Origin of the sequence: Vibrio sp. JPW-9-11-11 (assembly GCF_013369335.1) — a bacterium.
Classification (GTDB): domain Bacteria; phylum Pseudomonadota; class Gammaproteobacteria; order Enterobacterales; family Vibrionaceae; genus Vibrio.
This window is the reverse complement of sequence record NZ_SZQJ01000007.1, coordinates 218,915-245,282: the sequence shown is the minus strand read 5'-3', so window position 1 is coordinate 245,282 and position 26,368 is coordinate 218,915. Positions and strand designations below refer to the sequence as shown.

19 protein-coding genes are annotated in these 26,368 nt (G+C 48.1%); 13 read left to right on the top strand and 6 right to left on the bottom strand.

Translation table 11 applies throughout. The annotated features are described in order from the left end of the window. The first annotated feature begins 38 nt into the window (after positions 1–38). From recO to acpS, 3 genes are read left to right on the top strand one after another with little or no spacing between them, the layout of a single operon-like run. On the top strand, positions 39–761 hold the full coding sequence (gene recO, locus FCU94_RS11320; RefSeq protein ID WP_176288646.1) for a DNA repair protein RecO: 723 nt from the start codon (positions 39–41) through the stop codon (positions 759–761). Beyond that, positions 758–1,489, top strand: coding sequence for a pyridoxine 5'-phosphate synthase (gene pdxJ, locus FCU94_RS11315; RefSeq protein ID WP_176288645.1), 732 nt, complete (start codon positions 758–760; stop codon positions 1,487–1,489). The genes recO and pdxJ overlap by 4 nt, the downstream gene beginning before the upstream one ends. Before the next feature lie 2 nt (positions 1,490–1,491). After that, positions 1,492–1,872: a holo-ACP synthase gene (acpS, locus tag FCU94_RS11310; protein ID WP_176288644.1), complete on the top strand. Its 381-nt coding sequence runs from the start codon at positions 1,492–1,494 to the stop codon at positions 1,870–1,872. A 3-nt stretch (positions 1,873–1,875) separates the two neighbouring features. Here the strand turns inward: acpS and barA are convergent, their stop codons facing one another. Further along, positions 1,876–4,662, bottom strand: coding sequence for a two-component sensor histidine kinase BarA (gene barA, locus FCU94_RS11305; protein ID WP_176288643.1), 2,787 nt, complete (start codon positions 4,660–4,662; stop codon positions 1,876–1,878). 178 nt (positions 4,663–4,840) lie between these two features. Between barA and rlmD the strand changes: the two genes are divergently transcribed. The 5 genes from rlmD (at position 4,841) to eno (ending at position 12,587) form a co-directional block, all read left to right on the top strand. Then, on the top strand, positions 4,841–6,160 hold the full coding sequence (gene rlmD, locus FCU94_RS11300; RefSeq protein ID WP_176288642.1) for a 23S rRNA (uracil(1939)-C(5))-methyltransferase RlmD: 1,320 nt from the start codon (positions 4,841–4,843) through the stop codon (positions 6,158–6,160). 71 nt (positions 6,161–6,231) lie between these two features. After that, positions 6,232–8,451 carry a GTP diphosphokinase gene (gene relA, locus FCU94_RS11295; protein ID WP_176288641.1) on the top strand — a complete coding sequence of 740 codons (2,220 nt, stop codon included), beginning with the start codon at positions 6,232–6,234 and terminating at the stop codon, positions 8,449–8,451. A 109-nt stretch (positions 8,452–8,560) separates the two neighbouring features. Beyond that, complete coding sequence (mazG, locus tag FCU94_RS11290) at positions 8,561–9,361, top strand: nucleoside triphosphate pyrophosphohydrolase (protein WP_176288640.1); 801 nt, start codon at positions 8,561–8,563, stop codon at positions 9,359–9,361. Between the two features lie 210 nt (positions 9,362–9,571). After that, complete coding sequence (locus tag FCU94_RS11285) at positions 9,572–11,212, top strand: CTP synthase (protein ID WP_176288639.1); 1,641 nt, start codon at positions 9,572–9,574, stop codon at positions 11,210–11,212. A gap of 76 nt (positions 11,213–11,288) precedes the next feature. Beyond that, positions 11,289–12,587: a phosphopyruvate hydratase gene (gene eno / locus FCU94_RS11280; RefSeq protein WP_176288638.1), complete on the top strand. Its 1,299-nt coding sequence runs from the start codon at positions 11,289–11,291 to the stop codon at positions 12,585–12,587. A gap of 314 nt (positions 12,588–12,901) precedes the next feature. Here eno and FCU94_RS11275 read toward each other — a convergent pair whose 3' ends face one another. Further along, entirely contained in the window at positions 12,902–14,113 is a 1,212-nt protein-coding gene (locus FCU94_RS11275) for a multifunctional CCA addition/repair protein (RefSeq protein WP_176288637.1), read from the bottom strand. 88 nt (positions 14,114–14,201) lie between these two features. Between FCU94_RS11275 and FCU94_RS11270 the strand changes: the two genes are divergently transcribed. Next, positions 14,202–15,824, top strand: a complete 1,623-nt coding sequence (locus FCU94_RS11270; RefSeq protein WP_176288636.1) for an ExeA family protein — start codon at positions 14,202–14,204, stop codon at positions 15,822–15,824. Continuing rightward, positions 15,817–16,590 (top strand): general secretion pathway protein GspB, encoded by a 774-nt coding sequence (locus FCU94_RS11265; protein ID WP_176288635.1) that lies wholly within the window; start codon positions 15,817–15,819, stop codon positions 16,588–16,590. Before FCU94_RS11270 ends, FCU94_RS11265 begins: the two co-directional genes overlap by 8 nt. 48 nt (positions 16,591–16,638) lie before the next feature. On the opposite strand, the gene FCU94_RS11260 is transcribed toward FCU94_RS11265, so the two are convergent. The 3 genes from FCU94_RS11260 to FCU94_RS11250 all read right to left on the bottom strand — a co-directional run bounded on the left by FCU94_RS11260 (position 16,639) and on the right by FCU94_RS11250 (position 19,498). Then, the gene (locus tag FCU94_RS11260) at positions 16,639–17,250 is read right to left on the bottom strand and encodes a TIGR04211 family SH3 domain-containing protein (RefSeq protein ID WP_176288634.1); all 612 of its coding nucleotides are present in this window, start codon (positions 17,248–17,250) and stop codon (positions 16,639–16,641) included. A gap of 174 nt (positions 17,251–17,424) precedes the next feature. Further along, complete coding sequence (locus tag FCU94_RS11255; protein WP_176288633.1) at positions 17,425–18,684, bottom strand: inorganic phosphate transporter; 1,260 nt, start codon at positions 18,682–18,684, stop codon at positions 17,425–17,427. 133 nt (positions 18,685–18,817) lie between these two features. After that, positions 18,818–19,498: a TIGR00153 family protein gene (locus tag FCU94_RS11250; protein ID WP_176288632.1), complete on the bottom strand. Its 681-nt coding sequence runs from the start codon at positions 19,496–19,498 to the stop codon at positions 18,818–18,820. A gap of 205 nt (positions 19,499–19,703) precedes the next feature. Here FCU94_RS11250 and FCU94_RS11245 point away from each other — a divergent pair, with 205 nt between their 5' ends. Next, positions 19,704–21,221 (top strand): CYTH and CHAD domain-containing protein, encoded by a 1,518-nt coding sequence (locus tag FCU94_RS11245; protein ID WP_176288631.1) that lies wholly within the window; start codon positions 19,704–19,706, stop codon positions 21,219–21,221. A gap of 36 nt (positions 21,222–21,257) precedes the next feature. Here the strand turns inward: FCU94_RS11245 and FCU94_RS11240 are convergent, their stop codons facing one another. Next, positions 21,258–22,034, bottom strand: coding sequence for a potassium channel family protein (locus FCU94_RS11240; RefSeq protein WP_176288630.1), 777 nt, complete (start codon positions 22,032–22,034; stop codon positions 21,258–21,260). A 110-nt stretch (positions 22,035–22,144) separates the two neighbouring features. Between FCU94_RS11240 and FCU94_RS11235 the strand changes: the two genes are divergently transcribed. After that, positions 22,145–23,401, top strand: a complete 1,257-nt coding sequence (locus FCU94_RS11235) for a methyl-accepting chemotaxis protein (protein WP_176288629.1) — start codon at positions 22,145–22,147, stop codon at positions 23,399–23,401. 111 nt (positions 23,402–23,512) lie between these two features. Further along, entirely contained in the window at positions 23,513–26,353 is a 2,841-nt protein-coding gene (gene glnE, locus FCU94_RS11230; RefSeq protein ID WP_176288628.1) for a bifunctional [glutamate--ammonia ligase]-adenylyl-L-tyrosine phosphorylase/[glutamate--ammonia-ligase] adenylyltransferase, read from the top strand. Positions 26,354–26,368: the final 15 nt, after the last annotated feature.

Genomic DNA, 26,368 nt, shown 5'->3' with positions numbered 1-26,368 from the left:
AGGAGCCAATTGGCTCCTTTTTTCGATTAGAAGGTAATATGTCATCAGAAGGCTTACAGCGCTGCTTTGTGCTGCACAGGCGACCGTACAGTGAGTCGAGCTTGATCTTAGATGTCTTTAGCGAAGAGTATGGTCGAGTGACCTTGATGTCAAAAGGTGCACGTAGCAAGCGTTCGAATCTGAAAGGGGCACTACAACCTTTTACGCCCTTGTTGCTCAAGTGGTCTGGCAATGGTTCGATGAAAACACTCAGACAGGCCGAGCCGATCAGTTTGGGATTGCCTCTCTCGGGAATTAACCTCTATTCAGCCATGTATGTGAATGAGTTAATGGGACGGGTATTAATGGCTGAAGTGCCGATGCCCGCCCTGTTTCATGACTATTTACACGCGCTGACAGAGCTCGCTCAAAGTGATAATCCAGAGCCTGCATTGCGCCGCTTCGAATTGGCCTTATTATCGGCGATGGGGTATGGCGTTGATTTTTTGCATTGTGCCGGCACGGGCGAGCCGATAGACCCTAACATGACCTATCGCTATCGTGAGCAGAAAGGTTTTATCGCGTCAGTGCGTCATGACAACCTGACCTTTGTCGGTGACGAATTGATTGCCATCAGCGAACGCCGTTTCACGACAAAAGAGCAGCTCAAGGCGGCAAAACGCTTTACACGCATAGCCTTAAAGCCGTATCTTGGCGGCAAACCATTAAAAAGCAGGGAACTCTTTCTTAGTATGATTCCCAAACGGAGTATTGGAAAATGAGCTCAATTTACCTCGGTGTAAACATCGACCATATCGCGACACTACGTAATGCGCGTGGTACTAAGTATCCTGACCCAGTTCATGCGGCTGAGATCGCTGAACGCGCAGGGGCAGATGGAATCACAATCCACCTTCGTGAAGACCGTCGTCATATCAAAGATCGCGACGTACGTATCCTACGTGAAACGCTGCAAACCCGAATGAATTTAGAGATGGCCGTGACCGACGAGATGGTCGATATCGCGCTGCAAACAAAGCCTGAATACGTCTGCTTGGTCCCAGAAAAGCGTGAAGAACTCACCACTGAAGGTGGCTTAGATGTGGTTGGGCATTTAGACAAAGTTAAGGCCGCGACACAACGCTTGACAGAGGCGGGCATTAAAGTTTCTCTGTTTATTGATGCTGACCGTGAGCAGATTGACGCGGCCAAAGCGTGTGGTGCGCCGTTTATCGAGTTGCACACCGGCCATTACGCCGATGCGGAGACCGAACAGGAGCAGCAAAGCGAACTGAAAAAGATTGCGGCGGGCGCGAGTTATGCGGCTGACCTCGGAATAACGGTGAACGCCGGCCACGGTTTGACTTACCACAACGTAGCGCTAATCGCGGCAATTCCAGAGATTTTTGAGTTGAACATTGGTCATTCAATTATCGGTCGCGCCGTGTTTGATGGCTTGGATAAAGCGGTTGCCGATATGAAAGCGATCATGGTTGAAGCGCGTCGTTAGTCATGGCGATTGTAGGCTTAGGCACCGATATTGCTGAAATTGAGCGAGTGGAAAAAGCCCTCGCTCGCACTGGCGAGCCTTTTGCTAAACGTATTTTGACTGAAGGCGAATGGGCGACGTTCACTCAAATTAAGCAGCAGGGCCGCTTTTTGGCCAAGCGTTTTGCCGCAAAGGAAGCCGCGTCTAAAGCGCTTGGCACTGGCATCGCAGCAGGGGTGACATTCCATGATTTTCAAGTGACCAATGATGAGTTTGGTAAACCTTTGTTGAGCTTATCAGGTCAGGCCGAAGCTATCGCACAACAAAAACAGGTGGCGAGTATCCACCTGTCCATTTCAGATGAACGTCATTACGCGGTGGCCACTGTTATTTTAGAGAGTTAACGCTTAACTCTCTATGTATGGCTTCGCGCTGGCGACGACCTTTTCCATTTCATCTTGCAGCTCGAACAGCTCTGGTTCGATCTCTTCAATACTTGCCCCTGAACGTAGCTCTTTTTCAATCGCCGCACAAACGCTCTTTAAGCGCGGTACGCCGCAATAGGAGCTGCTGCCGTGCAGTTTGTGGACATAATGGATAAGCTGCTCAATATCGAAATGGTCGTCTTCCAGAGCACCTTCAACAATGGCACTCACCTCGGGAATGGAATCGACCAGCATCTTTAGCATATCGCGCGCTAAATCTTCTTTGTTGGCCGACTGTTTTAGCGCCGCTTGCCAGTCGATGATAATGGTGTTGTGCTCGCTACTGATTGCGGCGTCATCTAGCGGCACTGTTACTGGTGTGCTGGTAATATCGAGCTTCTGCAGCGCTTGTTGACTTGTATGTGGGCTCCAGTGCATCAAAACTTGCTGCAAGACATGCTCTTCAATCGGTTTCGTTAGGTAGTCGTCCATTCCCGCATTGAGCAATCGGTCACGTTCGCCACTCATTGCATGCGCCGTGACTGCGATAACGGGCGTATGAGTGTTTAGGTCAGTCTGCTTGATCTTTTTGCAAGCCGTCACGCCATCCATGTGTGGCATCTGAATATCCATCAGGATGATATCAAACTGTTGAGTTTGCGCTTGCTCCACGGCATCAACCCCATTGGTGCAAGTAATGACTCGTTCAACACGTTCTTGGAGTAAGGCGCTGATCAATTTAAGGTTGGCCGGATTATCGTCAACCGCCATTACCGTCAGCGGCAGAGTTTCGCTTTGCTCAGGCAGAGACTCTAATCGGGGCACGTTATCTTGATTCGCCACCAACGTTTGTAGCAGTTTGCGACGTGATAGAGGCTTAGTTATACAGTGGATCGGGTATTTTTGAATCAAGTGGTCTGATAAAGCCAGAGCTGTACTTGGGGTACCGACGACAACATGAGAGGCGCATTGTAGCGCATGCTCCACCCAAATTTCGACGCTGGCGGTATCGTTATCACGGTTTGGCGCTAGGTTGAGCAGCACGTAGTCATAGTGTTCGATCTCTTCGGGCAGCGAAGAGCGATAGGTGACGATTAACCCCTCTTGTGTGAGAGTCTGTTGAATCACCGAGGCCGCTTGCATGTTCGGTTCAACCAGCAGCAGACGACGTTGGCGCAGAGTTTGTGTTTCCAACAACTCACTGACCGGCATATCGGTTGCGCTCAAACGCAGTGTAAACCAGAAAGTAGAGCCTTGGTGTAATCGGCTGGTCAAACTGATTTCACCGCCCATTTGGCTGACCAGTTTTTGGGTAATGACTAAGCCCAAACCAGTGCCGCCATAGCGTCGAGAGATGCTGGCATCGGCTTGGCTAAAGGCTTGGAATAGTTGTGATTGCTGACGCTCAGAAATACCAATCCCGGTGTCGCGTACCATAAATTGCAGTTCGACCAAATCGTCACGCTGGGAGCGTAGTTCGACACTGATATCGATATTGCCTCGTTCGGTAAACTTAATTGAGTTGCCGACTAAGTTGGTTAACACTTGCTGGATACGTAGTGGATCGCCGATTAACCCCGGTGGGATCTTAGGGTCAATTTTTAGGGTCAATTCTAGCCCTTTTTCATGGGCGCTGGTGGCTTGCAAGCTGACCACTTCTTCAAGCGAACCTTGGAAGTCAAACGGGATGTTCTCAAGTGCCAGCTTACCCGCTTCGAGTTTAGAGAAGTCGAGAATATCGTTAATGATATTGAGTAAGTTCTTGGCCGATTTTTCAATGGTCTGCAAATAATCGGCTTGGCTGTTGGTTAAGGTTGTCTTGAGCATCTGACGGGTAAACCCAATCACGCCATTGAGCGGGGTGCGAAGCTCATGTGACATATTGGCAAGAAACTCTGATTTGACTCGTGCCGCCTCTTGAGCACGTTTTTTGGCGATATCAAGCTCGACGTTTTGAATTTCGAGTTGCTCTAACGTTTCTCGCAAGTCAGAGGTCGCTTGATCGATACTGTGTTGCATCTCGACGTGGTATTCCGACAAAGAGACCGCCATCGCGTTGATACCGTTTTTTAGTGAATCCAGCTCACCATGCATTTTGCCTTCAATTCGCACATCCAGGTGACCACGGCGAATACGGTCGACCATGTTTTTCATATGCGAGATAGGACGTGTAACGTCGTGCATGAGGCGATAGGCAAACATCGCCGATAACCCCAACCCAATTAACAGCACTAAACAGGCGGAAAAGATCTCTTGGTACTGTTGTAAGCGAAGTGAAGACAGATCGAGCTCGATCGCCACATAACCAAGCGCAGGATTGGTGCTTTGTCCTCGCATTGTGGCGACCACTCCCGACTCCGCGATAATGGGGGCGCGCAGCACAAGGGTATTTTTATCGAGGTCTGAGCTCACCAGCATAGGGATGGGCTCATTTTTAGGGAAAGTCAGCAGTTCAAAGTTAGGGTGGAAATTTGAGGTCACGAACAGCTCGTGGTTGTAATCAAAAACAGCAATACTGCGTACAAATTTTGAGTTCTTTCGGTGCGCATAGCTGATGATGCGACGTACCGACTCGCGACTGTTATTTTTGAGCCCTTCTTCACTGGCGATGGCCAGTGGCTCAATAATATTTAAACCAGAATTGACCACTTGGGTCTCGAGATCGTGGTAGCGATTAAACGAGAAAAATGCACTCAACAGCAATCCAATGATCAGGGTTGGAGCTAAAGTGAGAGTAATAACGCGAGCGCGCAAGCCATATCTGGTCATTATTGTCTAAACATCGTGGTGTGGATATGGGAAAATAGTCGCAATTAAAAGATGAGACTGCCGAATCGTTAAGCATAATCAACTCGGTCGACTCAGACAATGATTGAGACACAAAAGCTGGCACGTAAGCACTTTTTCGAGCAATAGGCCGTTTGGCCAATAGACACAGGCAACCACTATGGCGCGTTTTTTCCAACCTAAGAAGAAAAATCAACTCAACACCAAGCACCAGTTATTTACGATTGAAAAGCTCGATCATCATGGCGCAGGTATCGCTTATCAGAGCAGAAAGCCGGTGTTTATCGAGGGAGGTTTGCCTGGGGAGCAAGTGTTGGCACAACTGACTGAAAGTAAGAGTAAATATGCTCGTGCCAACCTGATTAAGGTGCAAAAAGCCAGTGAACAACGTGTTGAGCCAATATGTCAGTATTATCAAGAGTGCGGCGGCTGCAATATGCAGCACCTCGATGTTGCGTCACAGCAAGTTTACAAACAGCAGACCTTAAGTCAGTTGATGGAGAAATTTGCAGGGCAGAGTATCGTTCCGGAAGCACCGCTTGTCGGCCCAGATCAAGGTTATCGTCGCCGAACTCGGATTAGTATAAAGTTCAACAAGCGAACTCAGCAGCTGGAGTTTGGTTTTCGCAAAAAGCACAGCAAAGAGATCGTCACGATTGGGGATTGCCCAATATTGGATGTTGAGCTCAACCAACTGATTTCCCCTTTGCATCAGTTGTTGCAAAGCTTTGCTCATCAAGAGCAGCTAGGGCACGTAGAACTTGTTAAAGGCGATAATGCAAAAGTGATGGTGCTACGCCATCTAAAGCCACTCGTTGAGCGAGATAAGCAAGCGTTGCTGAACTTTGCCGAGCAACATCATGCGACACTGTACTTGATGCCTCAAGCTGAACAGTTAGAGCGCGTCGCCGGTGAAATTCCTTACTATTGTGACGCAGGGGTAACAATACCGTTCGAACCGAATAATTTTATTCAGGTTAATCAGAGTGTTAACCGCGACATGGTGAGCCAAGCCCTTGCGTGGTTAGAGCTTAAGCAGCAAGACCGCGTGCTCGACCTGTTTTGTGGTTTGGGCAACTTCAGCTTACCTGTTGCGCAAAAAGTGTCACAGGTGGTTGGGGTAGAAGGGGTTGATGCGATGGTGAGTAAAGCGAGCGAAAACGCGCGCGTGAACCAAATTGATAACGCCCGTTTTTACCAAGCAAATTTGGAACAAGAGGTCTCTGGTCTGCCCTGGGCTGACGAAAAATTTGATAAAATATTGCTCGATCCAGCCCGAGCTGGAGCGAGTGGCGTTATCGAGCAAATATCAACGCTAGGCGCGAGCCGTGTGGTGTATGTTTCATGTAACCCTGCTACGCTAGCCAGGGACTCCCACAGCTTGCTTAAGCAGGGCTATCGATTACAAAAACTGGGTATGCTGGATATGTTTCCTCATACCAGCCATCTTGAGTCGATGGCACTGTTTGTAAAGGATTAAACGAACTAAAGCGGTGATTGAGAGTCTCAATTCGCGTGGTTCGACGACAAAAAAATAACGGGACGAAACTAATGGTTGCGGTAAGAAGCGCACATTTAAATCAAGACGAACAGTTTGAGCTAGACAAGTGGATAGCCAGCCTCGGCCAAGAGCCAGGCGTTGCCAAACGCCTTAAAGAGGTTTATCTGCGGGGCGAGACGATTTTAGAGGGCAATACACAGGGGCCTTTGCTGCTGTGGCGTGGCCGAGAAATGATCGAAATCCTCATTACCTTATCGATGGATAAGGCGACGTTAGTCGCAGCCATGTTGTTCCCTCTGGTCACCAATGGTGCGTATCCACGCGAACAATTTGAAGAAGATTTTGGCAAAGAAACCATCAAGCTGATTGATGGTGTTGAAGAGATGGCGGCGTTGGGGCAGCTCAATATCACCCTCGAAGGAAGCGCCGCTTCGTCACAAGTCGACAACGTTCGCCGAATGTTGTTGGCCATGGTGGACGATTTCCGCTGTGTGATCATCAAACTTGCTGAACGTATTTGTAACCTCATTGAAGTAAAAAAAGCCCCTGACGAAGTGCGCCGTGCGGTGGCCAAAGAGTGTGCCAATATTTATGCGCCGCTCGCCAATCGTCTGGGCATTGGTCAGCTTAAATGGGAAATTGAAGATTACGCGTTTCGTTACCAACAACCGGAAACCTACAAGCAGATCGCTAAACAGCTTTCAGAGCGCCGAATTGTACGTGAACAGTACATAAAAAACTTCGTCGACGATCTGACAGCGGAAATGAAGGCATCCGGGATCAATGCTGAGGTCAGCGGTAGGCCAAAGCATATTTACAGTATTTGGCGCAAGATGCAGAAAAAAGGCTTAGCGTTTGATGAGCTGTTTGATGTCCGAGCTGTGCGGATCATTGCCGATAAACTGCAAGACTGTTACGCCGCGCTAGGTATGGTGCATACCAAGTACAAGCACTTACCCAGTGAATTTGACGATTATGTCGCTAACCCTAAGCCGAATGGCTATCAGTCAATTCACACCGTGATCTTAGGCCCTGAAGGCAAGACTATCGAGATACAGATTCGTACCAAAGATATGCACGAAGATTCGGAGCTTGGGGTGGCTGCGCACTGGAAATATAAAGAGGGTGGCGGTGGCCGTAGCGGCTACGATGAGAAGATCACTTGGCTACGTAAACTGCTAGATTGGCAAGAAGAAATGTCCGATTCAGGAGAAATGCTCGATGAGCTGCGCAGTCAGGTTTTTGATGACCGAGTGTATGCCTTCACGCCGCGCGGTGATGTGGTTGACTTGCCAATGGGCGCGACGCCGCTGGACTTTGCTTACCATATTCACTCAGAGGTCGGTCATCGTTGCATCGGTGCTAAAGTGGCGGGGCGTATTGTTCCGTTTACGCATAAGTTGCAGATGGGCGACCAGGTCGAAATCATCACCTCGAAAGAGCCTAACCCGTCGCGCGACTGGTTGAACCCTAACATGGGCTTTGTGACCTCTGGTAGAGCGCGCGCCAAGATCAACGCTTGGTTCCGTAAGCAGTCACGTGAAAAAAACCTCGAAGCAGGACGCGAGATTTTAGAGGATGAACTAGCGAAAATCGGCGCAACACTTAAAGACGCTGAGCACTACGCGCTGAAACGTTTCAACGTGAATAGCGCCGATGAGCTCTATGTCGGGGTGGGCAGTGGCGACCTGCGTATCAATCAAATCATTAATCATATTAATGCCTTGGTGAATAAGCCCACCGCAGAAGAAGAAGATCAACAAGCATATGAGAAACTTCAAGAGGCGGTGAATAAAGCGCCGGCCCAAAGTCGGCCGAAGAAAGATGCTGTCGTTGTCGAAGGTGTGGATAATCTCATGACGCATCTCGCCCGCTGTTGCCAACCTATTCCTGGCGATGATATTTGTGGTTATATCACTCAAGGTCGCGGTATATCAGTCCATCGCAGTGATTGTGAACAGCTGGAAGAGTTGCGCCACCATGCCCCAGAGCGAATTATTGATACGGTTTGGGGCAGCGGTTTCGTCGGATCTTACATTCTCACCGTGCGAGTGGAGGCGATGGAGCGTAGTGGCTTGCTCAAAGACATTACTACGTTATTTGCCAACGAGAAAATCAAAGTGACCAGTATGAAAAACCGCGTCGATTACCGACGTCAGATGGCGATTATGGATTTTGATCTTGAAGTGACCAACATTGAAATCTTGCAACGGGTTTCAAAACGGGTTGAGCAGATTCGCGATGTTATGTCTGTTAAGCGTTTGGGCTAGGTATTTGTCAATAAAAACAGTCGGTATCGTTTGTGAAGGTGAGTAGTTTAGGCTACTCACTTTTTTTAGAGATGTTGTTTAGATAAAAAGAGCAAAGGTAGAGAAGAATATGAGTCATCCAATCGATCAGCTAGAACAAATCATGGCGCAGTTACGCGATCCTAAAACGGGGTGTCCATGGGATCTTAAGCAGAGCTTCGATACCATAGTGCCCCACACAATTGAGGAAACTTATGAAGTGGTCGACGCGATCCAAAATCGTGATTGGCCTAACCTCAAGGAAGAGTTGGGTGACTTGCTGTTTCAAGTGATTTTCTACAGTCAGTTAGCCAAAGAGCAGAATTTGTTTGATTTTTCAGAGGTGGTGGAGGCGGTGAACGAGAAGCTCACTCGTCGCCATCCGCATGTTTTTTCTGATGTCGAGTTTGACAGTGATGAGCAAATTAATGCCAACTGGGAAGCGGAGAAGGCCAAAGAAAAAGCGCAAGCAGGAAAAAATGAGCAAAGTATTCTAGACTCTATACCAGTCTCTCTTCCGGCGCTTTCTCGTGCTACAAAAATCCAGAAAAAATGCGCTAAATATGGTTTTGATTGGGACTCGATTGGACCAGTTGTCGACAAAGTTCAGGAAGAGATTGAAGAGGTGTTAGACGAAGCGTTGCAAGTTACGCCAGAACAAGAAAAAGTCGAGATGGAAATGGGGGATTTGCTGTTTGCCTGTGTCAATCTATCTCGCCACTTAGGAGCAAACCCGGAGGTCGCCCTGAGTAAGGCAAACCTCAAGTTCACTCGCCGATTCCGTGAAGTTGAGCAGAAAGTGGCCCAATCTGGGCGTGAGCTTAGTGACTGTTCGTTAGAGCAATTAGAAGAGTATTGGCAACAAATAAAGCGACTTGAACCAGATCTATAAGCGCAATTAGTGAATGCTATTTTTGAGACAAATGTGACTCAGAACAAAATCTCGCTGTCTGTTTTCTCTTTGCGCAGTTTGATTTGAAGCAAAAAATAAAAAATTGCAGTGTGATAGATTTCACGTTGTGGCGGATAAGGGCTTCTGGTATATTTATATCCCGTCCAGAAGAAATCCATTTTCCCTCATTCAACCAATTTCAGGTTAAACATGACGACAAATTACATTTTTGTTACTGGCGGGGTTGTATCCTCTCTAGGTAAAGGTATTGCAGCAGCATCCCTTGCGGCTATTCTAGAAGCTCGTGGTCTTAAAGTGACTATGATGAAGCTTGACCCTTACATTAACGTTGACCCAGGCACAATGAGCCCAACTCAACACGGTGAGGTGTTTGTCACGGAAGATGGCGCTGAAACTGACCTTGACCTAGGTCACTACGAGCGTTTTATCCGCACCAAGATGACCAAGCGCAACAACTTCACAGCAGGTCGTGTTTACGCAGACGTTCTTCGCAAAGAGCGTCGTGGCGATTACCTCGGTGCAACCATTCAGGTTATCCCTCATATCACTAATGCTATTAAAGATCGCGTAATCGCAGGTTCTGAAGGCCACGACGTGGCTATCGTTGAAGTGGGCGGAACCGTTGGTGATATCGAGTCTCTACCTTTCATGGAAGCCATTCGTCAGCTTGCAGTTGAGCTTGGCCGTGAGCGTGCCATGTTCATGCACCTAACATTGGTTCCTTACCTAGCAGCGGCAGGCGAAGTGAAAACTAAGCCAACGCAACACTCTGTAAAAGAGCTGCTTTCTATCGGTATCCAACCTGACATTCTAGTTTGTCGCAGCGATCGCATGATCCCAGCCAATGAACGTAAGAAGATTGCGCTTTTCTGTAACGTGCCAGAAAAAGCGGTTATCTCTATGAAGGACGTAGATTCGATCTACAAGATCCCTCAACTTATCAAATCTCAAGGCCTGGATGATCTCGTTTGTGCTCGTTTTGGTATTTCCGCGCCAGAAGCGAACCTGTCTGAATGGGAACAGGTGATCTACGAAGAAGCGAATCCGATTGGCGAAGTGACTATTGGCATGGTCGGTAAATACATTGAACTGCCAGATGCCTATAAGTCGGTGAATGAAGCGCTAAAGCATGCCGGTCTTAAGAACCGCCTTAGCGTAAAGATTAAGTACATCGATTCTCAAGATCTAGAAAGTAAAGGTGTTGAACTGCTGGGTGGCTTAGATGCGATTCTAGTACCTGGTGGTTTCGGTGACCGTGGCGTCGAAGGCAAGATCCTGGCGGCGCAATACGCACGTGAAAACAAAGTTCCATACTTAGGTATCTGTCTAGGTATGCAAGTGGCACTGATTGAATACGCGCGTAATGTAGCGGGTTTAGAAGGTGCACACTCAACAGAATTCAACAAAGAAACTAAGTACCCAGTTGTCGGTCTGATTACAGAGTGGGTTGACGAATCTGGTAACGTTGAAGAACGTACCGAGAAGTCAGACCTTGGAGGAACCATGCGTCTTGGTTCACAGCTGTGCCACTTAGAGAAAGGCACCAAAGCACGTGAACTATACGGCAGCGCGACGATTCACGAGCGTCACCGTCACCGTTATGAAGTGAACAACAACCTTCGCCCACAAATTGAAAAAGCGGGATTGAAAGTGTCTGGCTTATCGGCAGACAAGAAACTGGTTGAAGTAATTGAGAACCCAGCTCACCCATGGTTTGTAGCGGCTCAATTCCACCCAGAGTTCACCTCGACACCTCGCGATGGTCACCCACTATTTGCAGGTTTCGTGAAAGCGGCTGGTGAATACCAACGCAGCGAATCAGAGAAGTAAGGATACGGGCAGTAGCGTTAGTCGTGCTGCTGCCCTTAATTTTGACATTATATATTCAACGAGAAGGAAACATTCAATGTCTAAGATCGTTAAAGTTCTAGGTCGTGAAATCATCGATTCACGTGGTAACCCAACTGTAGAAGCTGAAGTACACCTAGAAGGCGGTTTCGTAGGTATGGCTGCTGCTCCATCTGGCGCATCAACTGGTTCACGTGAAGCACTTGAGCTTCGTGACGGCGACAAAGCTCGTTTCCTAGGTAAAGGTGTTCTTAAAGCTGTTGAAGCGGTAAACGGTGCAATCGCTGAAGCTCTAGTGGGCAAAGACGCGAAAGACCAAGCTGCAATCGACGCAGTAATGATTGAGCTAGACGGTACTGAAAACAAATCTAAGTTCGGTGCTAACGCTATCCTAGCGGTTTCTCTAGCGAACGCGAAAGCTGCTGCAGCGGCTAAAGGCATGCCTTTGTACGAGCACATCGCTGAGCTAAACGGTACTGCTGGTCAGTTCTCTATGCCTCTACCAATGATGAACATCATCAACGGTGGTGAGCACGCAGATAACAACGTTGATATCCAAGAGTTCATGATCCAACCAGTTGGCGCTAAGACTCTTAAAGAAGGTCTACGTATCGGTGCAGAAGTATTCCACAACCTAGCTAAAGTTCTTAAGTCTAAAGGCTACAGCACTGCAGTTGGTGACGAAGGTGGTTTCGCTCCTAACCTTAAGTCTAACGCTGAAGCTCTAGAAGTGATCGCAGAAGCGGTTGCTGCTGCGGGTTACGAACTAGGTAAAGACGTGACTCTAGCGATGGACTGTGCAGCATCTGAGTTCTTCGACAAAGAAGCTGGCATCTACAATATGAAAGGCGAAGGTAAAACTTTCTCTTCTGAAGAGTTCAACCACTACCTAGCTGAGCTAGCGAACCAGTTCCCAATCGTTTCTATCGAAGACGGTCTAGACGAGTCTGACTGGGATGGCTTCAAGCACCAAACTGAACTACTAGGTGACAAGCTTCAACTAGTAGGTGACGATCTATTCGTTACAAACACTAAGATCCTAGCTGAAGGTATCGAGAAAGGCGTAGCTAACTCTATCCTTATCAAGTTCAACCAAATCGGTTCTCTAACTGAGACTCTAGCTGCAATCAAGATGGCTAAAGACGCAGGTTACACAGCAGTAATCTCTCACCGTTCTGGCGAAACTGAAGATGCAACTATCGCTGACCTAGCGGTAGGTACTGCTGCAGGTCAAATCAAAACTGGTTCTATGAGCCGTTCTGACCGTGTTGCTAAGTACAACCAGCTAATCCGTATCGAAGAAGCGCTAGGTGAGCGTGCTCCTTTCAACGGTCTTAAAGAAGTTAAAGGTCAGTAATTCATAGTTTGAATTATTAGCTTAAAGCTTTAATGAATGCCTCACTTTTTAGTGGGGCATTTTGCGTTTAAGGTTCTAAGAAAAATGAGCCGCTCTGACCGTGTTGCTGCTATACCTAAAAGAAAGCAACCAGCTAATCCGTATCGAGGAAGCGCTAGGTGAGCGTGCTCCTTTCAACGGTCTTAAAGAAGTGAAAGGTCAGTAATTCATAGTTTGAATTATTAGCTTAGAGCTTTAAAAAACGCCTCCGGTTTCGGAGGCGTTTTTGTTTGTGTTATTCCATAGAGCGACGAAGGAGAGAGTAGGGAATCTCCTTAAGCTACGCGAATAGCCTCAACTCGGCGCTTTTCCATCTCTGCTCGAATATCCGCGCCTTTAAACCCATCCTTAATAATGTCCTGTACATTGACGGAGAGGGCGGCTTGATACGCTTGTTCAAATATGGCCTTTTGTGGGTACTCAATCTCTTCATAGCCAGTTCGACCGCGGCTATCCGCCATACAAGACAGCAATATTTCTTCAAGCCTTTCCGGCTTGCGCCACACATCGAACTTATTGAGTATTTTGAGTTTGGTTTCGGGGCGCAGCTCCGCCGCCCTATGAATATTGGAGTGTTGCTCACAGACCATCAGGGCGAGGTCGCGAAACTCATTGGGCACACGGATACGCTGACATAACTGTTTGATCAGTTTCAATCCAGTATGGCAGTGCATTTTGTGACTCGGCCACTCTGATTCTGGTGTAATCCCTTTGCCTAAATCATGTACCTGAGAAGCAAAACGGACCGGCAGGGAATTGCTCATTATTGCAGCTTGTTGTGCGACAAGAAGAGTGTGGATGCCGGTATCAACCTCAGGGTGCCACTGCTCAGGTTGGGGGACACCAAATAGTGCGTCTATTTCTGGCAACACGACTTTCAGCGCGTGGCACTGTTTTAGTACCTTGAGAAAGATCTGCGGATTACGAGTGGACAAGGATTTATGCCACTCTTGCCATACACGCTCAGGTGTTAGGTGCTCGAGTTCACCGCAGTGGCTGATATCACGCATCAACTCGAGGGTGGCTGGGGCGACCGTAAAACCTAAATGGTGAAGCTTGGCGGCAAAGCGGGCAACACGCAGCACACGCAAAGGATCTTCTGTAAAGGCCTCGGAGACATGGCGCAGCACCCGATTATTGAGATCGGCCTGACCATTGAACGGATCGATGATATTTCCGTTTGGATCTTGCGCCATGGCATTGATGGTTAAATCGCGACGTTCAAGATCTTGCTCAAGCGTTACATCTGGTGCAAAGTAACAGTCGAAGCCAGTGTAACCACTTGAAGTTTTGCGTTCGGTGCGTGCCAGTGCATGCTCTTGTTTGGTTTTGGGGTGGAGAAATACCGGAAAGTCTTTACCCACAGGGGTGTAGCCTAAACGTATTAACTCATCTGGAGTGGAGCCTACGACTACCCAATCTTGATCGTAGACATCAATATCTAACAACTGGTCGCGAACGGCACCACCAACAAGGTATCTTTGCACCTAGCTCTCCCTTTTACTTATCTGACCATTGGCTAATTGTGTTAGCAATGGTACTTTCCTTAGCAACAAATTCCCAGAGACGAGAAGTATGTATCTACAACATTTTGCGCTGACCGAGTTGCCTTTTTCGATTGTGCCAAACTCTCGTTTTCTTTATCAGAGCCGACGCCATCAAGAAGCTCTGAACCAGATTCAGTCAGGACTCGGTGAAGGCGGCGGGTTTGCCATGCTCACAGGCGAGGTCGGAACCGGGAAAACAACCATAGCTAAATCGATACTGAATACGTTAGCAGACAATACTTGCTCTGGGCTGATCCTCAATCCTACTTTTTGTGATGTCGAGCTGTTGGAGGCAATTTGTGATGAGTTTGCCATTGACTATACCGCTGGGTCGTCACTGAAAATGCTTAACCAAGCGATTCATCAGTTTTTACTCGACAATCACTCTCGAGGCATACAAACCTTACTCATCATTGATGAAGCTCAGCATCTCTCGGCTGATGTGTTAGAGCAATTAAGGCTATTGACCAACCTAGAGACTGAAAGCCACAAGCTGCTCAAAGTATTATTGATCGGGCAGCCAGAATTGCAGCATAAGCTGCAAATGCCACAGTTAAGGCAGTTAGCTCAGCGAATTACTGGACGCTACCACTTGTTGCCTCTCAATCACGATGAGACTCGTGACTATATTAGGTTTCGTCTCACCTTAGCTGGAGGTTCGACAGAGCTTTTCTCAGCGGTTGCCATCAAGTACATTGCGCGTCACACGCAAGGAATACCGAGATTGATCAACCTGGTTTGTGATGCTTGTTTAAAGCAAGCCTATGCCAATGGCGACTCCAAGCCAACTCAAGCTACGGTGCAAACAACCTGTGATGATGTAATGCGCTTTCAGACCGCATCAGTACAGCCGAGTCAGACTAAGTCTGCAGTGACTGAGCGAGTAGTCGCTAAATCACTGTTGGCGCTTACTGTGGCCACAGGGTTATCGGTTGCGGCGTACGTCGTCACCCCAGAGTTGGTGTCCGCGACCATTTCGCAACAGCTTCAGCAAACGTATCCTAAGGTAGAGAATATCGAGCGTAGAGAAACCGTTTTCCCCCTGCAATTAAAAGCAATACTCACTCAGTCGAGCACGCAGGAGCAAGCGCTCTCGGCACTGTATAAAGTGTGGGGGTATCGTGCGTCTGTACTCGATCAAATGTGTCTGGATGATAGCGATGGGCTGTTTCGTTGCGCTGTCGAGCAAGGGAGCTTGTCGCACCTATCTGAGCTGAATACGCCGGTGGTGTTGACTCTAGATATTGATGGTCAAACGCGTTTTGCAGTGCTTTATACGCTGACGGACACTCAGGTACAGCTGTTAATCAATGGTAACTTGATTGAGTTTGAACGCCGCTGGTTAGCGGCGATCTGGCATGGTGAATATCGTCGGATATGGCAGAGTCATTGGAATGAAACGTTAAAGCCAGGCATGAAAGGGCAACCCATTGCTCTGCTTGATCAACACTTATCTCGGGTGTTAGGTCAGCCAGAGTCTGCACGACCGATATTCGATCAGCGGCTAAAAGAGAAGGTGAAATTGTTTCAGCGTTGGCAAGGGTTGAGTGTTGATGGTATCGCCGGGCAAAAAACTTTACGTTTACTCGAAGTGCTATCACAACCTGATGCGCCTAGGTTGCTCGTGACAGGGGAGTCGACTCATGTCTAAAGTGATGCAACAGCTTAAACACTCGGAGCGTGGTCATCTTGCTTCTGGCCTTTCGGGTTCGCAAACCGTACCGCTTGCGGCTCCACGACAAAAACGAGGTTGGACGTTGCGTTATGTTTCTCTGGCCCTAGTTCCACCCATTCTTATCGCAGTTGGGGTCACTCTTGATACGTATCAGTCGCAAAAGCAGTCTTGGCTTGAGTCTAATGTGAGTCAAACGGTATCGATTGAAGTGCCGTTTGAGTACCACGTTAAGCCAGCCCCTGACTTTGGTTCTTTGGCGGTGACTTATCGACAACCTAGCGATCTCGCAGTGGAACTTGTTGAAGCGGAACTTGATAGTGAACCTTTACCTGAACAGCCGATGGTGATTAATGAAACCCCCGTGATAGAAAGCGAGAATGGGCAAGCAGATTTACTGCAAGATCTCGACTTGTCGGGGCTGTCTCCAGAGCTGGCAGAGCGCTTTGAGGCTGTACTTAACTCGACACCCAAAGTCGAACAGACGGACTCTGATAGCATGACATCTAACCTTTCCCATCAGGCTGAGCGTTGGTATGGAAAGTTACCTGCGATGAACTTCCAGACTCATGTTTACTCAAGTATGGCGAACAAACGTTGGGTAAAAATCAATGGTGCGGAATATGGTGAGGGAGACTGGATTAGCGGTCGTGTTGAGTTGGTCGCGATTGAACCGCAGGCCTGTTTGATTCGCTTTAATGGAGAACTGATTACAGTCCCTGCCTTATATGATTGGCAGGGCTAGAAAACAAAAAAGGTCACGTTAACGTGACCTTTTTTGTTTAAGGAAAGCTTATGCCCAGCCCGATGGCGACCGCTTTCTGCGTGGAATGATATGAGGCAGAATCAATCCGAGTAAAAGACCAATACCAGCAACGCCGCCACCGTACATGAAGTATTTCAGTAGCAGATCGTCTTTTTGGGTATCCAGCTTAGCGCGCAGCTTGCGCACCTCTTCTTGAGACGCAGACAGTTGCTGACTCATTTCGCTATAACCTTGTTCCAGTTCGTTGATCTGGCGGTTGCGAGTTTCTAGAGAGTCGACTAAACCGGCTTTCTCTTGGTCTGCGTTGGAGCGCGCATTGGCCAATTTCTCTTTGACTTCCGCCAGCTCTTTTTCAAGCCGAGGAAGACGCAGGGCCATACTCTCTTGATTAGTAACGAAGCGGCTTTCGACCCAACCGGTACGACCTTTTTCATCCTGAACCTGGGTGTAGCCGGTATCTTTATTTGTCGACAGCAGTTTCACTTTATCGCCAGCATCAACACTGCCAATAATACGGAATTGGTTGCTCGGACCAGAGTGCATGTAAGTGAAGAGCTTATCAGAGATATAACGGTTTTGAGCAAATGCAGCAGGCACAGCTAGCATTGATACTAAAACCAAGCAAACCAGTTTTTTCACGGTAAATCCTTTAACAGTCTTTGTGTGGGCTGAATACCCATTGTCTATTTGTTGCTAACGCCAAATAGTAAGTAGTTTCTGATTTGACTGCAACAAAGAAGGGAGGCTGAGCCTCCCTTTCTGCGGTTTTGAGTCAATAATGACAGTGAGTTAACACATCACTGACGCAATTGATTAGACAAACATCGCTTGAATCGCATAGAAGAATACAACAGCAAGAAGGGCACCTGCCGGTAGGGTCACGATCCACGAAGCGACGATGTTACGCACGACACCTAGGTTGAGTGCCGCGATACCACGAGCAAAACCAACACCCAATACCGCACCCACTAACGTTTGAGTGGTAGAGATGGGTAGGCCAGTTCCCGATGCCAAGACGACAGTACAGGCGGTAGCCAGCTGAGCGGCGAAACCGCGGCTAGGCGTGAGTTCGGTAATACCCGTCCCCACTGTCGCCATAACCTTATGACCCAGCGTCGCAAGACCAACCACGATGCCGAAACCACCTAGAGGTAGAATCCACCAAGCGATGGTGCTTTTGCCTGTGATTTCACCCATATGTTCAACAGTTGATACTACCGCTGAGAGTGGGCCAATCGCGTTCGCTACGTCGTTAGAACCGTGTGCAAACGCCATCGCACATGCAGTGATCACCATTAATACGCTGAAGATGCCTTCGACGCCGGCAAAACCATGGTCGTCTTCACGGCTAGCAAATTTCTTCTGAATGTAGAGGTAACCGCCCACCATAATGATGGCTGAAACGCCCGCAGCCCACATCCAAGCTTCACCGTTTGAAAGGTGAAGACCAACGTGTTTAAGGCCTTTCTTAATCGTAACCAGTGCAATGACCATTGTTGTGATGAACATGTACACAGGAACAAAGCGTTTCGCATTGAATAGCGGTTTCTCGGTATCGAAGATCAGGCGCTGGGCACTGACAAAGATTACGTAAGCAAAGAAGCCAGAAATAACCGGCGTAATAATCCAGCTACCGACAATACCTTGAACGCTGCCCCAGTCAACGGCTTCTGTACCGACAGATACACAGGCAAAACCTATGATGGCACCGATGATTGAGTGGGTGGTTGATACCGGCCAGCCCATGTAAGACGCAAGCAGTAGCCAAGTACCTGCTGCAAGTAACGCAGACATCATACCGTAGACTAACACGTCGGGTTGGTGAGCAAAGAGGGACGTTTCAATTACGCCTTTACGGATAGTATCGGTAACTTCACCACCTGCTAAATATGCGCCAGCAAATTCAAAGATCATCGCAATGATGATGGCTTGTTTTACTGTCAGTGCTTTTGAACCAACTGAAGTGCCCATGGCATTCGCAACGTCATTCGCGCCAATACCAATCGCCATCATAAAACCAAAAGCGGCTGCAATAAGAATCAGGACAGTGCCGTAGTTCGCAAGGATATCCATCGTAATACCTAGTTGTTGATAACAAGCGGAGCAAAAATTTAGCACGACAAAACCCCTAAAGCGCGTCAGTATTTATCGCTTAACTAGGGGTGTGAACTGGTTAGATGCTCTTCGTTATTTGGTTAACTTATGTTTATGAGCGAGATAGCATCACTTCAAGACGAGCACCCACGCGCTGCGCTTGATCGGCAATACCACCTACCCACTCTAGAATCTTGTAAAGGAACATCACGTCAACAGGGTTGAGATCAGCTTCAATGGCCATTAATTGTTGGCGAAGCTCAATCTGCATTGCGTCGGTGTCGTCCTCAATCACATCCAGTTGATGGATCATTTCAGCCACGAGAGTTACCTCACGACCTTTAAATCCAGTTTCCAATAACTCATCAAGCTCATTGATCACTTTCTGTGCTTGGTTCGCTGCGTCTAAACAGCGTTTAACGTAAGCGATGAAGTTTTCTTGAAGAGGTGCAGGGATCATCAATTGACGGCCATAGACACGGCCAGCAATATCTTTTGCAAGGTTGGCGAGTTTGTCTTGCTGTGTCAGCAGTTCGAGCATGTCGCTGCGGTCGACTGGCATAAACAAACCACGAGGAAGTTTGAGACGGATTTCGCGCTTTAAGACGTCGGCTTCTCGCTCTAGGTGAGAAATCTGTGCACGAATCTCGGCGGCTTTCTCCCAGTCACCCTTTGAACTGACTTCAAAGAAGTTGACGAGGTGCGAGCAACATTCGTTCACACACACAACGTGGCGCTGCAAAGGTTTAATAGGGGACTTTGCAAATAACCCCATAATTGTATTTACTGGCATGGTCATTCAACCCAATTACTATAACCTAAAAAGTAACATACACCATTCGTGGCGAAATGTTGAACGATGGCTATAAAGGCGCGCATGTTAACCCATTAAATCACTCATTAAAACTGTTTTAGATCATCATTAGGGTGATATTTCTTTCTTGCCGAGTAAGAAAATTGGCAATATCCTGTTTCTATCTGCTTTGAAAGGTAACACTATGGAAACCGAGATAGAACTGAAGTTTTTTGTTTCTCCCGATTTTTCAGAGACTTTACGTAGTAAGGTCGCTGAAACCAAAGTACTTCAGCATAGCTGTCGCGAGCTGGGTAATACCTACTTTGATACCGCCGATAATTGGTTGCGCCAACATGACATTGGTTTGCGTATTCGCCGCTTTGACGATGTTTATGTGCAAACGGTGAAAACCGCAGGGCGTGTGGTCGCCGGGCTACATCAAAGACCAGAGTACAACGCTGAACATAATAGCAACCAACCTGAGCTTACTCTGCACCCAACCGATATTTGGCCGGATGGTAAAGAGATAGCGGCTCTGCAATCTGAACTCACTCCCTTGTTCTCTACCAATTTTACCCGTGAACAGTGGTTGATTGGTATGGCAGACGGCAGCCAAGTCGAAGTCGCGTTTGACCAAGGCGAGGTTGAAGCCAATGACAAGCAAGACCCTATTTGCGAAGTTGAACTCGAACTGAAATCAGGCCAAACCGATGCACTATTTACCCTTGCTCGTAGCTTGTGTGAGCAGGGAGGCATGCGCTTGGGGAACTTAAGTAAAGCCGCGAAAGGTTACCGCTTGGCGATGGATTACGCCGGAGACGAAGTCAAATCGCTCGCTTTAGTCGAGACAGACAAACACGATACGGTCGAGTCTTGCTTTATTAACTCGCTCGAGCACGCGCTTTCTCATTGGCATTATCACGAGCAAATCTACGCAGAGCGTGACTCGATCAGTGCCTTGCACGAGATCAAAAACGCCATCAGCTTTATTCGCCAAATATTAACGGTTTATGGTGGCGTGGTTCCGCGTCGAGCGAGCGCGATTTTACGCCAAGAGTTGAAATGGCTGGAACAAGAACTCGAGTGGTTGCACGACTACGATTACTTAGCAGATTTGCTGGATGATAAAGGTCATGCGCTGCGCAAACTCGATGCGCGCAAGTTTTTGGTCGCCGAACTGAAATTGGTCCAAGAAGAGTTACCATCACGTCAACAAATGCTGGAACTGGTCAACTCGGCGCGTTACACCGGGTTACTGCTTGATCTGAGTCGCTGGATTTTGACTCGAGGTTGGCAACCATTTTTAGATGACAAAGCGCGCGACAAAATGGCGCTCAATATCGAGCATTTTTCTGTTGAACAGCTTGACCGAACGTGGGCAGAGTTAATAGAGGCGTTTCCGCCTGAGCAAAACCTCTCTGCTGACGATTATATTGAACAGCGATACCGCCTGATGCGTAATCTCTACACGGGCATCAGTTTTGCCAGTTTGTATGATGATGAAGAGCGTAATAGTTTTCGTCTACCTTGGAGCGATCTGCTGCACGGGACTGATGACTTACTCAAACTTAAAACGTTAGAGCAGCTAGTCGATAAGTTAGAGACAGAAGAGCGTGAGCAGTTGCAGCGATGGTTGGTTCGTCAGCAAGGCTCGATTTTGCACGCGATGGAGCAGACGCGCATCATCTGTATCGAAGCTCAGCCCTACTGGCGTGATTAACCAACATTCATCAGAAAGGAACAAACAAACGAGAGCTTAAGGCTCTCGTTTTTGTTTCCCACCTTTTAATTGGTTACGCTCGAGTTTGTCGAGACGCTCAAGGATTTGGTTTTGTTTTTCGACCATTTCAATCAACAACCGCTCCTTATTCTGCGCCCGCAGATCTTGCAATTTGGATGGAGAGGCGATCATTGAAGTGACTAAACCTGAGATCATACCAAACAACCCCACTCCACAAACGATCAATCCCGCGGCCAAAATACGCCCACCGTTGGTCACAGGGTAGTGATCGCCGTATCCAACGGTTGAAATCGTCACCAACGCCCACCACAGCGCGTCTCCGCCGTCGGTAATATTGGCTTCAGGCGAGTGGCCTTCGACAAAGAGCATCATACTTGAGCCTGCAGTAAGCAACACCACCAACAACAGTAAGATAGATGCTAGGGTCGCTTCGTGTTTGTTCTGTTGTAGTTGACGTAACAGGTTATGGCTAGAGCGGATAACCAAGATCACGCGCAGTATCGAGAATAGCCGTGCGTAACGTAAAGGCTCGATCATGGGAATGCTGGCTAAAAAATCGATCCAGTGGCGTTGCAAAAATTTCATCCGATTTGTAGCACGGATCAAGTCTACACTTAACTGCAGGAGAAAAATGCTACAGATTACAAAGTCCAAGCCGATAAGAACTTGTCGAGTTTCTGCTTGCAAAGGAAGAAACAATAAGCCCGAGATCACAAATAGCGCCATAAATGACAAGATCAGTGACAGCAAGCTCATCGGTTTTGTATCGTCTTTGGTAGTATCACTATTCATACGAGGCTCGAAATAAATCTAATTCAGTGCTGTCGAGGGAGTCGCACCTGTGGTGCTACTTTAGTATAACGCATTGAAAATTCAAAATATGACAAAGTGGAGAACGGACAATGACCAAGATGGCGTTTAAGCCGTGGGAGCGAGTGATTACGGATGTTCGACTTGTGCCCAAGATGGTAATACTGATGGTGTTCAGTACCTTACTGATCATCGCTAAACAGCTGTGGGATGCGAGCACCTTCTATGATTCTCTCCTAGCCGCGACACAGAATAGTGAAGTGGCCCAGCAACATTATGATGCCTACCTTGTGCAAGTGGCGTGGCAGACCGGGTTATTAATTATCGTATTTGTGGCGCTACTGATGTTTGCTGCGCGAGTGATGCTGCGTCAAACTCATTACTTGAATGAGGCCATCAAATTGATGGCACAACGCGATCTGTCCGTTCCTATCGAGATGGCGTGTAAAGATGAGTACGGTGATGTTGCCCGAGAACTAGAAAAAACACGGGTTCAACTGCAAGACATGATTCGTATGCAAATTAATGCGTCACAAGAGCTGTCTGGTTTGACGGAAGTGATGACACTCAGCATGTCAGAGACGAAAGAGTCGGCTCAAGAAGAGTTTAACGAAATCGACCAGCTCGCGACGGCGATGAGCGAAATGACTTCGACAGTTCAAACTGTGGCGGGCCATGCCCAAAGTGCTTCTTCTCTTACGGAAAATGCCTCAGGCTCTGCGGCAACGGGCCAGCGTTTTGTTCAAGATACAGTGCAAAAAATCAGTGAGCTTTCCAAAGATATCGCGGCTTCAGCGCAAGCGGTCAATCAAGTGGAAGAGAGTGTTGAGTCCATCGGCAGCGTCGTCGGCACCATTCAAGGTATTTCTGAGCAAACCAATTTGTTGGCATTAAACGCGGCCATTGAGGCGGCGCGCGCGGGGGAAGCTGGGCGCGGTTTTGCGGTAGTCGCTGATGAAGTTCGCAATCTGGCTCAACGTACTCAGCAAGCGACGGTTGAGATCCAAGAGATGATCACCCAACTGCAAACCAGCGCCAACTCTGCGGTCGATTTAATGGAGAAGAGCGTGGTAGAAGCGGCAGAAGGGGTTGAGTTAGTGACCAACGCTGGCAGCGAACTGGACGGTATCGTTGGTCAGGTGAATCAGATCAATGACATGAATTTCCAAATTGCCACTGCAGCAGGTCAGCAAAGCAGTGTTGCAGAAGAGATGAATCAGAACCTAACCAATGTGCGTGAGCTGGTGGAGGCGTCAGTGACCGTGGTTTCCGAGCTATTAGAAACATCAGAAATCATGCAGAAAAACGCCGAAGAGCTTGATGAGAAGATCACCTCATTTAAAGTTTAACGTCTCAAGTTATTGTTAATAAACGCCCGCTCGCTACTAGTGGGCGTTTTTTATTGGTATAAATAGATCATACTCGTTCCCTCGCTGGTATTTCTCGAACAAGGAAGACTCATGCAATTGCCAGAAAGCCTCATATCTCACTCCCAATCGGCTCTTGAACTTTTAAACCCTTCGCTCACCTTGGCGCATTGGCCAGAGTCGCTGCGTGAGCAACTGACCTATGTTGCCGGTTTAAGTCAGTTTATCAGTGACGCCTTGTCGACAGATGAGTACCTACAACAGCAGCTTCCCCAGATGCTAAGTGACCACTCACGTTATCAGGATTATCGTCAACGTTTAGCACAGTTACTGAGCGAGTGTGAAGATGAAGAGCAAGGGCACCGGGTACTGCGTCAATTTCGAAATCGAGAAATGGTCTATATCGCCTGGCGAGATTTTACTGCGTCGTGGCGTTTAGAGCAGAGTCTTCAACACCTGTCAGAGCTCGCTGAAGCGATGATCTTCGAAACTTATCAATGGCAATACAAAGCATGTTGTGCACAGTGGGGAACGCCAACCAATGCCGAAGGTGAGGCACAACCACTGCTGATTATTGGTATGGGCAAACTAGGGGGAGGTGAGCTCAATTTTTCCTCAGACATTGACTTGATTTTTACCTACCCCGAAAACGGTGAAACTCAAGGTGCACGTAAAAGTATTGCTAATGCCCAGTTCTTTACGCGACTCGGTCAGCGCATCATCAAAGCGCTGGATCAACAAACTTTTGATGGTTTTTGCTATCGTGTTGACATGCGCTTACGCCCGTTTGGCGACAGTGGCCCGTTGGTCATGAGCTTCGCCGCGCTGGAAGACTATTACCAAGAGCAAGGTCGTGACTGGGAGCGTTACGCGATGATCAAAGCGCGAGTGATGGGCAGCGAGATGTATCCTCAGTACCAAGAACTGCGTCAAATGCTGCGTCCGTTTGTGTTTCGCCGCTATATTGACTTCAGTGCTATTCAGTCTCTGCGCCGGATGAAATCTATGATCAGCAGTGAAGTACGTCGTCGTGGCTTGAGTAACAACATTAAACTTGGTGCGGGTGGTATTCGCGAAATCGAGTTTATTGCGCAAGTATTCCAGCTTATTCGTGGCGGACGTGAGCCCGGTTTGCGTCAACGTGGTCTTCTGATAACGATCGACGCGATTGAAGAGTTGGAGCAACTTACCAGTCAAGAGACCGCACATTTACGTGAGGCGTATAAGTTTCTGCGTCGTCTGGAAAACCTACTGCAAGCGATGGCCGATAAGCAAACCCAGACCCTGCCAGAGTGTGATTTTGAACAGTTGCAACTGGCCGTGGCGATGGGCTATCAAACTTGGTCTGCGCTTTTAGAGGATGTAAAGGCTCACATGGCCAATGTGCATGCGGTGTTTGCAGATCTGATTGGCGATGACGAGGATGACCAGCAAGATATCGCCCAGCACTTTACTGAGTTGTGGGACATGGCAGCCAAACAAGATGTTCTCGAACATATTCTCGAACATGATATTCATGTTGATGACCCGCAGGCGATGGCCGCCACTATTATTCAGTTTAAACAAGATTTAGCTAAAAAGACCTTGGGGCCGCGCGGGCGTGAGGTGCTCAACCGGCTGATGCCTAAAATTTTCTCCGCGCTTTACGCTCATCCGGACGCAAAGTTTGGCTTGACGCGAGTGTTACACCTATTGAATAGAATCGTTACTCGCACGACCTACTTAGAGCTGTTAGACGAACATCCAGCGGCGCTAGTGCAACTGGTCCGTTTGTGTACCGCCAGCCCGATGATCTCTGAGCAGTTGGGACGCTACCCGATTCTGCTTGATGAGTTGATTGACCCTCAGCAGCTTTATAACCCGATTCCTTTGGATGGGTATCGCACTGAACTGCGTGATTTTCTCGCTCGAATTCCTGAAGACGACATGGAACAGCAGATGGAAGCTCTGCGCCAGTTCAAGCAGATATGCATTCTCAGGATTGCCGCTGCAGATATCGCGGGTGTGTTACCTGTGATGAAAGTGAGTGATCACTTAACCTATTTGGCCGAAGCGATAGTTGAATCTGTTGTTGGGCAGGCTTGGTTGCAAATGAGCGAGAAATATGGCGAACCGACTCATGTGAGAGAGAGAGAAGGAAAAGGCTTCGCCGTGGTAGGGTATGGAAAAGTTGGCGGCTGGGAGCTGGGTTACAATTCGGATCTAGATGTCGTCTTTATTCATGATTGCCCGGTACACGTGTATACCGATGGCAAGAAAGAGATTGATGGTCGCCAGTTTTACCTACGTTTAGCTCAGCGAATTATTCATATCTTCTCGACGCGTACCGCTTCAGGCATCTTGTATGAGGTTGATACCCGTCTTCGTCCTTCTGGGGTGTCGGGGTTACTTGTTAGTCCTATTGATGCCTTTGATGAGTATCAAAGGCAAGATGCTTGGACCTGGGAGCATCAAGCGCTGGTTCGGGCAAGGATGATCTATGGAGATGCGCCATTGCAGCGCGCGTTTGCTCAAACGCGGCACGAGATCTTAAGCCTAGCACGCGATGAAGCTGACTTGATCAAACAAGTATCCGAGATGCGCGTTAAAATGCGTAAACATCTAGGCGGTAAAAAAACGGGCCGGTTTATGCTCAAGCAAGATCCTGGAGGTATTACCGATGTTGAGTTCTTAGTGCAATATTTGGTGCTACGCTTTAGCCAGCAAAAGCCGAAGTTAACTCGCTGGAGCGATAATGTGCGGATTATCGAAACCTTGATCGCTCAGGGTATTCTGCAAGAAGAGGACGCCATGGCTTTGACTCATGCTTATACAGAGATGCGCGATCAAATCCATCATCGCAACTTGCTCAACCTTGATGCTGATGTTGCCGAAGACAAGTTTGCTGCCGAGCGCGAACAGGTCATTAAACAGTGGCACGAGTGGTTAGAATAACTACGACGCTTTATG